Source organism: Bacteroides sp. Marseille-P8574 (assembly GCF_902825465.1).
GTDB lineage: Bacteria > Bacteroidota > Bacteroidia > Bacteroidales > Bacteroidaceae > Bacteroides > Bacteroides uniformis.
Genome location: NZ_CADEBE010000001.1, coordinates 634263 through 650166 on the forward strand (window position 1 = coordinate 634263; position 15904 = coordinate 650166).

A 15904-nucleotide genomic window follows, 5' to 3' on the forward strand; every position below is an offset into this window, starting at 1 on the left:
AATTAACCGTAAAGTTACTATCATGAAAAAAGTATTCTTAATCTTGGGAACACTCTTACTCTCCCTCAGTACGTATGCAGCTATGAATGTGAACAAAATCGACCCTCCGTTTTGGTACACCGGCATGCAGAACCCGGAACTCCAGCTGATGGTCTATGGCGAAGGCATCGGCAACGCGGCAGTATCCGTCAATTATCCCGGCGTCTCATTGAGCAGCACCGTCAAGCTGGAAAGCAACAACTACCTCCTGGTCTATCTGAAACTGGACAAGGATGTAAAACCCGGCAAATTCAACCTCACCTTCACTGAAGGAAAAAAGAAACTCGTAAAGGAATATGAACTGAAGGCACGCAACAAGAAAGGTTGCGAACATAAAGGTTTCGACGCCTCCGACGCACTGTACCTGCTGATGCCCGACCGCTTTGCCAATGGCAACCCGGACAATGACCAGATTGCGGGCATGGCCGAGTACAAGATAGACCGCAAAGACCCCAATGCACGCCACGGCGGTGACCTTGCCGGCATCGAACAACACCTGGACTACTTCTCCGACCTCGGCGTCACAGCCCTCTGGTTTACTCCGGTACTGGAAAACAACATGACCGGCGGTTCCTATCACGGCTATGCCACCACAGACTACTACAAGGTGGACCCGCGCTTCGGTACCAACGAAGAATACAAGCAACTGATTGAAAAAGCCCATGCACGCGGCATCAAAATCGTAATGGACATGATTTTCAACCACTGCGGCGTAGAGCATGTATGGATTAAGGACATGCCCTCCAAAGACTGGTTCAACAACCCCGACCACGAAAACAACTTCGTGCAGACCTCCTTCAAACTGACCCCGCACGTAGACCCTTATACTTCCCAGTACGATGCCGACCAGATGAACGACGGCTGGTTCGTACCTTCCATGCCCGACCTCAACCAGAAGAACCCTCACGTTTACCGCTACCTGGTACAGAACAGTTTCTGGTGGATTGAATTCGCCAACATCGACGGCATCCGCATGGACACTTACCCGTATGCCGACTATGATGCCATGAGCAACTGGATGAAAGAGCTCAACGAAGAATATCCCAACTACAACACCGTGGGCGAGACCTGGGTTACCGAACCCGCCTACACCGCCTGGTGGCAGAAGGATTCCAAGCTATCAGCCCCCAAGAACAGTAACCTCAAGACCGTCATGGACTTCAGCTTCTTTGACAAGATAAACACCGCCAAGAATGAACAGACCGAGACTTGGTTCAAGGGACTGGACCGCATATACAATAACTTCGTATACGACTTCCTCTACCCCAACCCCGCTTCCGTACTGGCATTCATCGAAAACCACGACACCGACCGCTTCCTGGGCGAAGGCGACAACCTTCCGATGCTGAAGCAAGCCTCTACCCTGCTGCTTACCACCCGCCGCATTCCGCAACTCTACTACGGAATGGAAGTCATGATGAATGGCGTGAAGAGCAAGAGCGACGGCTATGTCCGCAAGGACTTCCCCGGCGGATGGACCGGTGACGCAACAAACGCACTGACCCCAGCCGGACGTACCAAAATACAGAACGAGTGCTACGACTTCTACAAGACCATCCTGAACTGGCGCAAAGGAAACGATGTGATTGCCAAAGGCAGCATGGTGCAGTTCATGGTACAGAATGGTGTTTATGCCTACGCACGCCAGTACGAAGGCAAGACGGTATTCGTGATGCTGAACGGTACAGATGCAGAGACCACCGTTCCTTTGAAATTCTACAAGGAAATCCTGAAAGACAGCAAGCAGGGAAAAGATATTCTTAGCGGCAAAGCCATCACCTTCGGTGAAGAGCTGAAGATGGGCCCCAGAGAATCATTAGTGATAGAATTATAACGCGTACTCCACACAGAGAGCTCATTCTTGCAAATCTCCCTTGCAGATAGCTGGCAGACACTTCTCCTGCCAGCCATCTGCAAGGGATTTTTAGTATGGAATAGGTGTCACGGGGATATGCTTTTCACCGGTCTCAAATATAGCTAATCTGTTAGTTCATAACGGTGAACACCTTGTTCCAGTATAGAGAAACAAAGTGTTCGGATATGTAGAAACAAAGTGTTCTTACGTATTGGAACGAAGTGTTTTTGCATATTGGAACAAAGTGTTCTCTTTATTGAAACAAACTGTTCAGTTAAGGGAAACAGACTGTTTTGTTAAAGGAAACAGACTGTTGTACACGTTGAAACATCCGCTTCTGAAATAACCGGTGAACTTAACCATCCCACAACACCGGCCTATATATAAATCAGCCCTTGCAACATCAATATTGCAAGGGCTGACACTATATTCGGATTATCTTTCGATTAGTCCAGTTGAGCCAATTTGTTCTCTGAACCAAGCACGTTGATGATTTTATGCTTGTACAGTTTTTCCATATTGTCACGAGCCGGGCCCAGATACTTACGCGGGTCGAATTCTGCCGGTTTTTCAGCAAATGTCTTGCGGATAGCAGCTGTCATAGCCAGACGTGAGTCAGAGTCGATGTTGATTTTGCAAACAGCAGACTTGGCAGCCTTACGCAACTGCTCTTCGGGGATACCGATAGCAGCTTCCAGCTTACCACCATACTTGTTGATAGTATCAACTTCTTCCTGAGGAACAGAAGAAGAACCGTGAAGAACGATGGGGAATCCCGGAAGTTTCTCCATTACAGCATCCAGAACGGCAAATTCCAGAGGAGGAGGAACCAGACGACCGGTAGCAGGGTCAACGTGGCATTGTTCGGGTTTGAACTTGTATGCACCATGAGAAGTACCGATTGAGATAGCCAGTGAATCGCAACCTGTACGGGTAGCGAAGTCAATAACTTCTTCAGGATTAGTATATGTATGGTGTTCTGCAGAAACTTCATCTTCTACACCGGCCAATACACCGAGTTCGCCTTCTACAGTTACGTCGAACTGATGAGCATAATCAACTACCTTCTTAGTCAGTGCAACGTTTTCTTCGTACGGAAGGTGTGAACCGTCAATCATTACTGAAGAGAAACCAGAGTCGATACAGCTCTTGCAAGTTTCGAATGTATCTCCGTGGTCGAGGTGAAGAACAATTTCAGGATGTTTGCAACCCAATTCCTTAGCGTACTCAACAGCACCCTGAGCCATGTAACGCAACAGCGTAGCGTTGGCATACTGACGGGCACCCTTAGATACCTGAAGAATAACCGGAGACTTTGTTTCAACTGCAGCCTTGATGATAGCCTGCATCTGTTCCATATTGTTGAAGTTGAATGCCGGAATAGCATATCCACCTTTGATAGCCTTAGCAAACATCTCTCTTGTGTTTACCAGTCCTAAATCTTTGTAATTAACCATTTTGTTTAAATTTTATTGTTAGTGAATTAAAATTCTACGCAAAAGTAATCATTATCCTTTAAAGTAAAGAACTTGAGAGGAATAAAATATCCGGCTCATCCTACCAAATCCATTCTATTTTAAAGCTATTGGCTTCATTTAACAGATTATTGTAATCTCTATATTACAAACTCTTTGCATTTATCTCTGCCAGCCATACTTTTGCCATCTATACTTCTATCAACAAAAAAGCCGGAGAACATGTTTGCTCTCCGGCATCTGTTTACACATTATTATGTAATACTAATTTTTCAGATAGATGATGGTCGGCAAATGGTCACTGTAGCCGTTCAGCCAAGTCCTGCCTCCATGCGTACGCAAGGGGGAACCTTTGTATTTGCCATCCTGCTGAATCAGATAATCGCGGATGAAAACTTCATTGTGATCATAGCGCAACCCTTTCTTAGCCTTCAGCAACGGTTTCGAAATGACAATCTGGTCAAACAAGTTCCACTTGCCCCGATAGAGCAATGTCCCCACTCCCTTGTCTTCCAGTGTCTCCCACCAGGGATTGTAGAATTCGCCTTTCTTCACCTGCTTCGGATATTTGCGTGCACCCAGCACCTCCATGCTTTCATCCATCGGGTCGTCATTCATATCCCCCATCACGATGAGTTTCAGCTTCTTGTCGCTACGCATCAGAGAGTCCTTCAAGGCCTTTACCTGCCTGGCTGCATGCACACGCACCGGTGACTTTGCCCCACGGGAGGGCCAGTGGTTCACTATCACGCAGACACGCTCTCCCGCCAGTTGTCCGTCCACAATCAGGAAGCCGCGCGTCAAGTGCACCGTATCCCCCTCAAAAGGAGTAGAAAGCACCAACTTTGAGTGGGTAACGCTGAACTGCTTCGGGTCGTACAGCAAGGCACAGTCTATACCCCGTCTGTCCGGTCCTTCATAATGCACGAACTCATAATTGGAAATGGCCGGCTGCTTCACGAGGTCTTCCAGCACCCGGCTGTTCTCCGCCTCTGCCACACCGATGAATGCCGGACCTTCCGGCACTAAATCACGCGAAAGGGAACCCAACACTTTGGAAAGGTTCTGCAGCTTGGACTCATACTTCTTTGCCGTCCATTGGTAACTGCCGTCGGGCAGGAACTCATAGTCATTCTTACCTGCATCATGAATCGTATCAAACAAGTTCTCAAGATTGTAGAACGCAACACTATACAGTTTCCGTTCCGCATTTTGTGCCCCCAGCGTTGCCACGCACAGCCAGAAAGAGCATAAGACAAGTAGTTTCCTCATAAATTCACAAGATTAAGTCCTGCAAAAATCAGAAATAAAATGCGATAAACCTACTAAATAAAAATAAATCTGAATTTATTTTGTAGAGTCTCCAACTTGCACTATCTTTGCGCTCTGAAAAGAAGACCATTACACTATTTATTACCAAAATAGTAACAGAATATAAATTTTTAAAAGAAAATATCAAAATGAAAAAAGGTATTCATCCTGAAAATTACCGTCCGGTAGTATTTAAAGATATGTCAAATGGTGATGTATTCTTGTCTCGTTCCACTTGCAACACGAAAGAGACTATCGAATTCGAAGGTGAAACTTATCCGCTGGTAAAGCTGGAAATCTCCAGCACTTCTCACCCGTTCTACACAGGTAAGTCTAAGCTGGTTGACACTGCCGGTCGTGTTGATAAGTTCATGAGCCGTTACGGTAACCGTAAGAAATAATCAGTTTCAAGCAAACTGAAAAAAGGGAGTCTTTCACTGAAAGGTTCCCTTTTTTGTTTCCGCCTCCCACTGCAGGACCGATAAATAGGGAATCTCCTATCACAGAATAGGGAAAAAAACGAGAAAGGAGAAAAACACTTCCCTATTTTTGTATCATCAAAACCGAAAACATATACTAATCATGAAACGACTCGCCACCCTATTCATCCTAACAATCCTTGTCGCAACGGCAGGATTTGCCAAGCCCAAAAAGTACAAAGATTTAAGCGGAAACATCGCTGTCAAAGGAGAATTGACAAAAGAGTACCGGCAATCTCCCGCCGGTACACCGGTCATTATCCGCCGGGTTGTCAAAATGAAGAATCCCGGTGAAAGCAGCAACAACATTTGCTATGCTGTCGAAATGAACGGCATACAAGAGACCATTCCTTTGAATGAGATGGGGCACATTGCCATATCCGCTCCGCAAACCGACCGGGAATTCTGGCAGCAGATATACTTGAAAAACCATCTTTACGAATATTTCAGCGACCGCGGCTACAAGCACAAACTGCGCCAGGAAATCGACGAAGAGTGCCTGGAGTATCTCGACAAACTGAATGAGATAGCCTATCAGGAAGATTACATCGTTTCGTACGTGCAGGGAGTGTTCTCCAAGTTGAACGCCACCACCATTGACAGCAATCGCGGGGAGAGTCTGAACATACGTATCATCCAGTCGCCCGAACCAGATGCCTTCATGCTTCCCAACGGCTCCATGGTTATCAGTACGGGCCTCCTCTGCACTCTTGATTCCGAAGACGAACTGGCCGCCGTCATCGCATGTGAGCTGGGACATTTCGTCCTCGACCATCAGGTAAACAACATTTACCGTGCCGAGCGGCGTGCCAAGCGTGCAGCTTTTTGGGCAGATGTCTTTGCCACTACCGCCAGCGCAGCCCTCGATGTGGCCTACTGGGACGATAATGAAGATGCTTATGCCGTCAGTCTGGTGGCAGATATCGGAGCCATCGCTTCCCTTTTGAGCATTCCGGCAACGGACCGGTTGGGGATGAAATACAAAACTTCCCAGGAAATCTCTTCAGACCGCCTTGCGCGCCAACTTCTGGCATTCAAGGGATATAATCCCGACGGAATCGCATCGGCCCTCGGTAAAATTATAGGGTATTACAACCTGCACCAACGCAACAAGGACATTCCTCGCTACGGCAGCATCGGCAACCTGCAAAAGCGTATAGAAAAGGCCGGTGAATCCCATAGCCTGAGTGCCCGCCCCTACCTACGGACCACCAGCGATGTCGTTTTTTTCAACGCAAGTATGAACTACGCCAACAAGCGCTATAAGGAAACTGCCCGGCTGATACGCAAGAACATTGACAACAGACTAGCCACGGACAATGACTACATCATCCTGGTAAAAGCGGAAATGGCACTGTCTAATACGGAAGAAGTGAACAACCGCTGCCTCGCCATGCTTGATAAAGCCCAGGAGATGGCAGGAACAAGCCCCAATCTGGACATATATAAACAAAAAATACTATTATTGATGCGCATGAACAAACAAGCCCAAGCCGCCGATATACTGAAAGAATACATCACCTTGCTTTCGGACTACGAAGGCCAAGGCATAGAAGGAACCGAAAAGGAATGGACCAATAAAGAGATAGGTTGGGCAAACCAAATGCTGGACAGGATAAGCAGAATATAGAGAAAGGAATAACTAAGAATGAAGAATTTGACTGCACGATGATGCCGCATGACAAATTCTTCATTCTTCTTATTTTAGTTATTCATTCAAATTACTGTTTGCGGAACGGCGGCTTCACAACCACAGCTTTCAGCTTACGTCCTCGCATGTCAATGCAGATTTCCGTACCGACCTTGCTGTATTCGGGTCTGATATACCCCATTCCGATACCAATCTTGCGGGTAGGCGACATAGTTCCGGAGGTAACCACACCGATGGCAGTACCGTCTGTACTATACAGCTCGTAACCATGACGGGGGATACCGCGGTCTATCATTTCAAATTCCACCAACTTACGGGTAGTGCCTTCCGCTTTCTGTTTTTCCAGCATCGGGCGATTGGTGAAGTTCTTTCCCTCCACAAACTTGGTAATCCATCCTAAACCCGCTTCAATGGGCGAAGTGGTGTCATCCAAATCATTGCCATACAAACAGAAGCCCATTTCCAGACGAAGCGTATCGCGCGCACCCAGACCAACTGGCTTAATGCCGAACTCCGCGCCTGCCTCGAACACGGCATCCCAAATCTTCATGGCAGCCTCCGGATAGAAGTAAAGCTCAAAACCACCCGCACCGGTATATCCGGTATTGGAGATAATGACATCCTTTTCTCCGGCAAACTCACCATGGGTAAAAGTATAGTAAGGAAGGTCGGAAAGATTAATGGAAGTCAGCTTCTGCAAAGCCTGAATAGCCTTCGGTCCTTGCACAGCAAGCTGTGCCATGTGCTCGGAAGCATTTTCCAATTCTGCGCCTTCCGTGTTATGAGACACACACCAGTTCCAGTCTTTCTCAATGTTCGACGCATTCACGACAAGCAGGTATTTCTCCGGCTCATAATGATAGACCAGAAGGTCGTCCACAATGCCTCCATTTTCATTTGGGAAGCAGGTATACTGTACTTTCCCCGGTGTGAGGGCAGCTACGTTATTGGAAGTCACTTTCTGCAGAAAGTCCAAAGCATGGGGACCTTTCACCCAAAATTCTCCCATGTGTGAGACGTCGAATACACCGACACCCTGACATACTGTAAGATGCTCGTCAATGATGCCGGAATACTCGATAGGCATATTATATCCCGCAAACTCGTGCATCTTGGCACCCAGCGAGATGTGTTTTTCGGTAAACGGAGTGGTTTTCATGGAACTATTAGAGTTATGAGTTATGAATTATCTATTTGCTTGCTACGAGCTCGGCAATCTTGACGATGACGTTCATGGCTTTCTCCATGTTCTGGATAGGCACGAACTCATAGCGGCCGTGGAAGTTCAAGCCACCGGCAAAGATATTGGGACAAGGCAGGCCCTTGAAAGAGAGCTGGGCACCGTCCGTACCTCCGCGAATGGCTTTTACACGAGGCTCTACACCTACTGCCTTCATGGCGGCAAAAGCGGTGTCGATGATATGCATCACCGGTTCAATCTGTTCACGCATATTGTAGTATTGGTCGCGAAGTTCCAGAGTAGCGGTACCCGGACCGTATTCTTCATTGATTTTTGCCACAAGACGTTCCATCTCCTTCTTGCGCTCTTCAAAGCGGGCGCGGTCGTGGTCACGGATAATGTAAGAGACTGTTGTCTGCTCCACCTCACCGGTAATGCCTATCAGATGATAGAAACCTTCGTAACCTTCGGTATGCTCCGGGGCCTCGTCAGCCGGAAGCATGGACATGAAACGGTTGGCAACGCGGATAGAGTTAATCATCTTATTCTTGGCATAGCCCGGATGCACATTCCGTCCCTTGAAACTTATCTTGGCAAAGGCCGCATTGAAGTTCTCGAATTCAAGTTCACCCACTTCTCCGCCATCCATGGTATAGGCCCATTCGCAACCGAACTGCGCTACATTGAACTTATGGGCGCCCAAACCGATTTCCTCATCCGGATTAAAGCCGATACGAATTTTACCGTGCTTGATTTCGGGGTGCTCCTTCAGATATACCACCGCCGATACAATTTCGGCAATACCGGCTTTATCATCGGCACCAAGCAAGGTCTTGCCGTCGGTCACAATCAAATCTTCCCCTTGATGGTCGAGCAGTTCGGGGAACCGGACAGGAGAAAGAACCACATTCTCTTCGGCGCAAAGAACGATGTCCTTACCGTCATAATTCTGCACGATACGCGGAGAAACGTTCTTGCCACTCATATCGGGGCTTGTATCCATGTGGGCAATAAAGCCGATGACGGGCAACGGCTTGTCTGTATTGGCAGGAAGAGTGGCGAACAGATAACCATTTTCGTCCAACGTGATTTCTTTCAGACCCAAAGTTTCCAATTCTTCTTTCAGATACCGGGCAAACACCATTTGTCCCGGAGTACTCGGAGTAACCCCAGTCTCTTCACTGGACTGAGTATCGAAGCTTACGTACTTTAAAAAACGTTCTACTAAAGTCATGATGAATAATGATTAGTGATTAATGGTCAGTGATTAATGGTCAGTGATTAGTAATTGGCGAAAAGCATTATCCGAATGGCATTAATCATTAATCACTAATCATTAATCACTATTTTGTGCTGTAAAGATAAAAAAAGGGGCGTGAACTGCCAAGCAATTCACGCCCCTTTTTTATTCCTTAAGGACAAATTGTCAATCAAAAATGGCTGCTACCATCGAAACAGTGCGTACATATCTTACATTTAGGCAATCCGATAGCCTCAACCAGAGTTTCCAACGTATTGAACTTCAAGGATGAAAGTCCGAAACGCTCACGGATAACGTCCACCATCTTTTCATATTCGGGTGAACCGGTAGTGGCATACTTATCGAGATTCTTATTCTCATCACCCTCCAGCTCCTTGATGACACGACGGGTAATCAGCTCCATGTCGCTTTTGGAAGCCGTGAATCCTACAAACGGGCAGCTATATATCAATGGAGGACAAGCAATCCGGATATGCACCTCCTTGGCACCATACTCATACAGCACCTTCACATTGTCGTGCAACTGGGTACCCCGGACAATAGAATCATCACAGAACAGCAAGCGCTTGCCCTCGAGCATGGCACGATTGGGAATCAGCTTCATCTTTGCCACCAGCGAACGCAATTCTTGCTTGCTGGGAGTAAAACTACGAGGCCAAGTCGGAGTATATTTGGAAATGGCACGATGATAAGGAACTCCTTTACCTTCGGCATACCCAAGCGCCATACCTACACCCGAATCAGGAATGCCGCAGGCACAATCCACCTCTGACTTATCTGTCTGTGCCATCTTGAAACCGGAGGCAAAACGCACTTCCTCCACATTCTTACCTTCGTAGCAGGAAGTGGGGAAACCGTAATATACCCATAGGAAGGAACAAATCTGCATTCCCTCATCAGGCTTGCGCATCTGTTCCACCCCATTGGCACGCAGGCGAACAATCTCTCCGGGTCCCAAATAACGGTCTATCTCATAACCGAGATTCGGGAAGCTGCTCGACTCGCTTGTCGCTGCATACGCCCCATCCTTTTTTCCGATAACAATCGGAGTACGTCCCCACCGGTCACGAGCAGCGATGATACCATCCTCTGTAAGAAGCAGCATGGAGCAGGAACCTTTGATATGCTTATACACATTTTCAATTCCTTCGACAAATGTCTTTCCTTGTATAATAAGGAGGGCGATAAGTTCCGTCTGATTGGTCTTGCCCGAACTAAGTTCGGCGAAGTGCATGTTCTGAGCCAACAGTTCTGCTTCCAGTTCTTGCAGATTCACGATTTTGGCTACCGTTACAAGGGCAAAGCGGCCAAGGTGGGAGTTGAGGATAAGGGGTTGAGGGTCTGTGTCGCTGATGATTCCTATTCCGGAATTTCCTTTGAACTTGTCCAGTTCACCCTCAAACTTCGTGCGGAAATAAGTGCTTTCCAGATTGTGAATGGAACGGGTAAACTGCTCCGTTTCTGCATCGTATGTAGCCAACCCACCACGTTTTGTCCCTAAATGTGAATTATAATCTGTGCCGTAAAACAAATCTGCCACACAGCTTGTTGCCTTGGCGACTGTTCCGAAAAAACCTCCCATAAGTTCTGTTTTGTTATTGGTTTCTAAAATTAACGGATGCAAAGGTATGAAGAATTTGCGAAATTCGGGCAGATTTGAAATGAATAAAAAAGGCAATATATTTCTTGCCCACAATAGAAGTTATATTATTGGAAACATATACTTTTGTGATTGAAACCAAACAACTGTATAATGGGAGAAACCGCAAATATTATAATAGCCGATACTATTCAAGGTCTGGGGACGGACGCATACAGTGGCTATCTTGCACATGCCCTCTGTCTGTCAGGAATCTGCCGGTTGAAGTACAATGGAGAGGAGCGTGAGTTACGTGCCGGCGATCTGATGATTGTCCGCAAAGGAAAACTGGTAGAGAAAATTCAACCTTCAGAAGATTTTCGTGTAAAGGTCATCTATATCGCATCGGGCTTTGTGGTGCTGAGTACACCGCAGAACAACTACGGCATGAAAGGGCAACTTTCCCTATTTCTCAATCCTATCATGTCCCTGACTACCGAACAGCAAGAGCTATGTCTCCGGGATTTTGAACAAGTGGAATACAGACTCCGGAATACAGACCATCATTTCCATCGCGATATGCTTATCGCCTCCACACAGATGTTGATACTCGACTTCTTCGATTTCCACTCCCATCTATATGGCGAGAACAATATCTCTGTACAAAATGCTTCCATCATGAACCGTTTCCTCAACATGCTGGAAAACGGAACTTTCCGCGAGCATCGTGAAGTGACCTATTATGCCGACTGCCTATGTGTCACTTCCAAATATCTTTCGGAAGTTTCCAAGAAAGTAAGCGGTTATACAGCAAACTACTGGATAAACCGCTATACCACACTCGACATCTCGCGTTTGCTGCGCGACAAATCACTAACGTTCGTCCGTATTTCCGATATGTTCGGTTTTTCCTCTCTTGCTTATTTTAGCCGTTACGTACAACAACATCTGGGTGTAAATCCGACAGAATACAGAAGTTAATGATTATAGTTTTGATTGTTTGCCCGTTTCAGATCTATTAGCGAAATATGCTCATTACGATAGCGGGCATTGGGGTTCTTCTCCGTTCCGTCAGGAAAAGAGCCATCTTCCTGCTTTATGAACTGAATAGCCTTCTGCGGACAATTCTGTATGCAGGCAAAACAGAACTCACAGTCACCGGACGTCTTCACTCCTCTCGACGTCAGCTCATAGTTACCACGCGGACAAACGTAGGTGCAGATGCCACAGTCAATACAAGCATCGGTCACGGTAAAGAACTTCTCGCTTTTCATCAGGAAGCCCACCTCGGGGTCGAGTCCACTCCGCTGCATAAAACCTTGGTGCTGTTGCCGTTCCTCCTCCGTCACCGGTTCGTGCCAATGCTGCCGACTGTTGATATCTGCCGTTATCTTCTGTAAGTTCTCAGGAATGTGCTTGTCTATCTTGAGTTGCTCGTTCATGTCGAAGTTGGGTAGCCAGTTATCCACCATGATGATAGTGTTGATATAGTCAAACGCATTGTCGGCTTTACAGGATATACGGTCCCAAATCTCTACCGCATTGCACTTCCTTGCACCATAGGTGAGGACAGCAAACTTGTATTCTGCCTTCAGTTTTGCTTTCTGAATGAACTGCCGTACCATATAGGGAGGCATATGACCGTAGATGGGATAAACGATGCCGATTTCATCTGCCTCAAATTCATATTTCCCCCGTTTCACCATCTGAGGGATACTCAACAATTCTGCGTTCTCTCCAGCTAATTGACGGGCGATGTAAAGACTGTTACCCGTTCCGGTAAAATAAAAGATGATACGCTTACTCCTCTTTGTTTCGCAGGATGCCAACGAGAGTAGGCCGGAAGATGTGATAGCACCGCTCATCACGGCAAATCCCATACGCTTTAAAGCCTCCCGACGACTGATTTTCTTATCCGTATTCATATCTCTGATTTTTAATGATTATGCAATCTGTTATCTGAGTGCAAAAATAAAGGTTTCCCCAAAGAACGGACTTACCAAAAACTCGGGTCTTGATGCTATTTTTACGGTATAAGAATGAGCTTACCCTAACACAAAAAAAGCCCCGCAAAGATTGGACTTCTGCGGGGCCTCACTAATGCCTAATAAAAACTCTTTCTACCCTAAATTATCTCCACTTCTTCACAACTTTCTTGTCAGCCGGAGTCGCTTCAATCAAGCTCAATGCAAAACCACCGCTACGCGCTTCCTTCACGGACATTTTGGTCTTGCTGGTTACGATACCCTTCTTTATCTGATAAGAAGTAGGGTTCTCCTTGTAATCAGCATCTTTACCGTCGGCATAGAGAGTGGCTACGTATTGCTTGCCCGGTTCAAGGAAGTCGAGCGTAAAGTTGGCTGTACGTGCATTCTCGTCTGTAATACCTCCAACAAACCAGTTGCCGGTTCCTTTTGCCTTACGGACCACGGTAATGTAATCACCCGGTTCTGCTTCAATGTAGTTGCTGTCGTCCCAGTCTACTGCCACATCCTTGATGAATTGGAAAGCATCCATGTGCTTTTCGTAGTTCTCAACCAAGTCGGCAGCCATCTGCAACGGGCTGTATAAAGTTACATACAGAGCGAGTTGCTTGGCAAGTGTAGTCTGCACTTGTCCGTGGGGCAAATCGCCCATAAAGTCAAGTTTGGTATCGAAGATACCCGGTGTATAATCCATCGGACCGCCAATCAAGCGGTTGAATGGAAGCAATGTGGTATGGAACGGTTTGCTGCCGCCGAATGCCTCATATTCAGTTCCTCGTGCAGATTCGTTGCCAATCAAGTTAGGATAAGTACGGCACAAACCGGTAGGGCGTACAGCTTCGTGCGCATTTACACAAATTTTGTAGTCGGCTGCCTTCTTCACGGCATAGAGGTAGTGGTTATTCAGCCATTGTCCATAATGATGTTCACCACGGGGAATCATATTACCTACATATCCGCTCTTCACGGCATTGTAGCCATTATCCACCATAAACTGATAGGCCTTGTCCATGTGACGTTCGTAGTTGCGCACCGAACCGGATGTCTCATGATGCATCATCAACTTCACGCCTTTGCTCTTGGCATATTCATTCAGCATCTTCACGTCGAAATCGGGATAAGGAGTTACGAAGTCGAATACATAATCCTTGGATTTGCCAAACCAGTCTTCCCAGCCTTCATTCCAGCCTTCTACCAATACTTGGTCCAGACCGTGCTCGGCTGCGAAGTCGATGTACTTTTTTACATTTTCGTTAGTGGCACCGTGACGGCCATTGGGCTTCATTTTGGAGTAGTCCACTTCACCCAGTTTGATGGAGGGAAGGTCGTCTGTATATGCCCAGGTGCTCTTACCTGCAATCATTTCCCACCATACACCTACGTATTTCACGGGCTTAATCCAGGAAACGTCCTCGTAAGCACAAGGTTCGTTCAAGTTCAGCGTGATTTTAGAGGCAAGGATGTCACGAGCATCGTCGCTTACGATAACCGTACGCCACGGTGACGTGCAGGGAGCTTGCAGATAACCTTTATCGCCTACTGCATCGGGAGTAAGCCAAGATTCAAAAACAAAATTCTTATCATCCAGGTTCAAGTGCATGCAAGAGTAATCCACCAAAGCAGCTTCGTGCAAGTTGATGTACAAGCCATCAGCAGTCTTCATCTGCAAAGAAGTCTGAACACCGGTGGGCGAAAACGGGGTTTGTGAAGAGTTAGGCGTAATGGCCCCTTTCATCAACCCGCGAATTTCAGAAAGTTTGGATTCTGTGTAATCATATTCCTGCGTATCGTAGTCGCCCGGAATCCAGAAGGCTGTGTGGTCGCCAGTCATGGCAAACTGAGTACGCTCCTCCTTAATCACGAAATAGTTCAGATTCTTCTGCAAAGGGAATTCATAGCGGAAGCCCATACCATCGTCGAACAAACGGAAGCGGATAATGATGTTCCTATCCTGCGCCTTTTGGTTGAGCGTCACAGCCAGCTCATTGTAGTGGTTACGGATTTGCTTTACTTCCCCCCATACCGGTTCCCAAGTCTCGTCGAAAGTGGAAGTCTTTGCATCCGCCAGCGTAAAGCCATTCATCAGACCGGGGTCGTTCTTCAGTTCGAGTCCTAATTTAGAAGGGTTAATCACCGGCTTTCCTTTGTAAGAAAGTTCGTAAACGGGTTCGCCTTGCGCATTTACCGAAAAATTCAATTGAAGTTGTCCGTTGGGAGAGGTAATACTCTCTGCCATTGCTACGCCGCTCACCAACAAAACGAGCAGGAAGCAGGCTAATTTTGTACAGATTGCTTTCATGTTTCTCATGCTATATTTATAAAATTATGTTCCAAATGCAAATATAAGCAGGAAAGAAATACGCTCTGACGCAATTAAATTAAAATTATGATGATTTGTCGGCAAACGTTTGCATGAAAGCCAGTTTCCCTTGAACAAAAACATTAGCCGTAAGCGCTACAACCGAAATAACACCATTGAACTCCTGAATTTTCCGGGTTGCCTCCAGCCCACCCATATTTCAAGATGCAAGATATAGAACGCGAACAACAAATTTCGGTGCCATAGATACAAAAGACAGACTTTACCATATAGCCTGGCATACAAAAAGTGATTACCTTTGCAATCAAAAACCATACCTATACATCCTATGGACAAAATACTGATAGCTATATTCCTTGGCGGCGGTACCGGCAGCGTACTGCGCTACTGCGTACAGATGATGCTCCACGAGCGCATCGTCCCCTACTCTTTCCCATGGGCTACGTTCACAGTCAATATCCTCGGAAGTTTCCTCATCGGGCTATTTTATACCTTATCTGCCCGTTTCAACCTTTCTACCGAAATACGGCTGTTGCTGACTACAGGTCTGTGCGGAGGATTCACCACCTTCTCCACTTTCAGCAATGACGGACTGATTCTGATAAAGCAAGGATTCTACGGAATGTTTGCCTTATATACCTTGTTAAGTATCACATTAGGAGTCCTTGCTGCTTTCGCCGGCGGTACCTTCGGACGCTGTATATAACTCCAAACACCCCCTATGAAACCCAGTAAACCTTTTGTCATGCCTCCCGTACGCATCATTCCT

The 15904-nt window shown here is 46.7% G+C and carries 12 protein-coding genes; 5 read left to right on the top strand and 7 right to left on the bottom strand.

Annotation, left to right across the window (positions count from 1 at the left end):
* Positions 1-22: 22 nt before the first annotated feature.
* Positions 23-1873 carry a glycoside hydrolase family 13 protein gene (locus tag HUX74_RS02770; protein WP_174646159.1) on the top strand — a complete coding sequence of 617 codons (1851 nt, stop codon included), beginning with the start codon at positions 23-25 and terminating at the stop codon, positions 1871-1873.
* 467 nt (positions 1874-2340) lie between these two features.
* Here the strand turns inward: HUX74_RS02770 and HUX74_RS02775 are convergent, their stop codons facing one another.
* Both HUX74_RS02775 and HUX74_RS02780 read right to left on the bottom strand, forming a co-directional pair.
* Positions 2341-3351, bottom strand: coding sequence for a class II fructose-bisphosphate aldolase (locus HUX74_RS02775; RefSeq protein WP_005826798.1), 1011 nt, complete (start codon positions 3349-3351; stop codon positions 2341-2343).
* Between the two features lie 282 nt (positions 3352-3633).
* A complete protein-coding gene (locus HUX74_RS02780) occupies positions 3634-4641 on the bottom strand; it encodes an endonuclease (RefSeq protein ID WP_005835947.1) in 1008 nt (335 codons plus the stop codon).
* Between the two features lie 188 nt (positions 4642-4829).
* Between HUX74_RS02780 and HUX74_RS02785 the strand changes: the two genes are divergently transcribed.
* Both HUX74_RS02785 and HUX74_RS02790 read left to right on the top strand, forming a co-directional pair.
* Positions 4830-5081 (top strand): type B 50S ribosomal protein L31, encoded by a 252-nt coding sequence (locus HUX74_RS02785; protein WP_005835945.1) that lies wholly within the window; start codon positions 4830-4832, stop codon positions 5079-5081.
* Between the two features lie 181 nt (positions 5082-5262).
* Positions 5263-6789, top strand: a complete 1527-nt coding sequence (locus HUX74_RS02790) for a M48 family metallopeptidase (RefSeq protein ID WP_174646160.1) — start codon at positions 5263-5265, stop codon at positions 6787-6789.
* Between the two features lie 91 nt (positions 6790-6880).
* On the opposite strand, the gene gcvT is transcribed toward HUX74_RS02790, so the two are convergent.
* The 3 genes from gcvT to HUX74_RS02805 form a co-directional block, all read right to left on the bottom strand.
* Entirely contained in the window at positions 6881-7969 is a 1089-nt protein-coding gene (gene gcvT / locus HUX74_RS02795; protein ID WP_174646161.1) for a glycine cleavage system aminomethyltransferase GcvT, read from the bottom strand.
* Positions 7970-8000: 31 nt separating this feature from the next.
* Positions 8001-9224, bottom strand: a complete 1224-nt coding sequence (pepT, locus tag HUX74_RS02800; RefSeq protein WP_174646162.1) for a peptidase T — start codon at positions 9222-9224, stop codon at positions 8001-8003.
* 196 nt (positions 9225-9420) lie between these two features.
* Entirely contained in the window at positions 9421-10833 is a 1413-nt protein-coding gene (locus HUX74_RS02805) for an amidophosphoribosyltransferase (protein WP_174646163.1), read from the bottom strand.
* Between the two features lie 171 nt (positions 10834-11004).
* Between HUX74_RS02805 and HUX74_RS02810 the strand changes: the two genes are divergently transcribed.
* On the top strand, positions 11005-11811 hold the full coding sequence (locus HUX74_RS02810) for a helix-turn-helix domain-containing protein (RefSeq protein ID WP_174646164.1): 807 nt from the start codon (positions 11005-11007) through the stop codon (positions 11809-11811).
* On the opposite strand, the gene HUX74_RS02815 is transcribed toward HUX74_RS02810, so the two are convergent.
* Together HUX74_RS02815 and HUX74_RS02820 are read right to left on the bottom strand one after the other, a co-directional pair.
* Positions 11808-12755, bottom strand: a complete 948-nt coding sequence (locus HUX74_RS02815; protein ID WP_174646165.1) for an EFR1 family ferrodoxin — start codon at positions 12753-12755, stop codon at positions 11808-11810. The genes HUX74_RS02810 and HUX74_RS02815 overlap by 4 nt on opposite strands.
* A gap of 205 nt (positions 12756-12960) precedes the next feature.
* Positions 12961-15123, bottom strand: coding sequence for a glycoside hydrolase family 97 protein (locus HUX74_RS02820; RefSeq protein ID WP_174646166.1), 2163 nt, complete (start codon positions 15121-15123; stop codon positions 12961-12963).
* A gap of 340 nt (positions 15124-15463) precedes the next feature.
* Between HUX74_RS02820 and crcB the strand changes: the two genes are divergently transcribed.
* Positions 15464-15841, top strand: coding sequence for a fluoride efflux transporter CrcB (gene crcB / locus HUX74_RS02825; RefSeq protein WP_117600732.1), 378 nt, complete (start codon positions 15464-15466; stop codon positions 15839-15841).
* Positions 15842-15904: the final 63 nt, after the last annotated feature.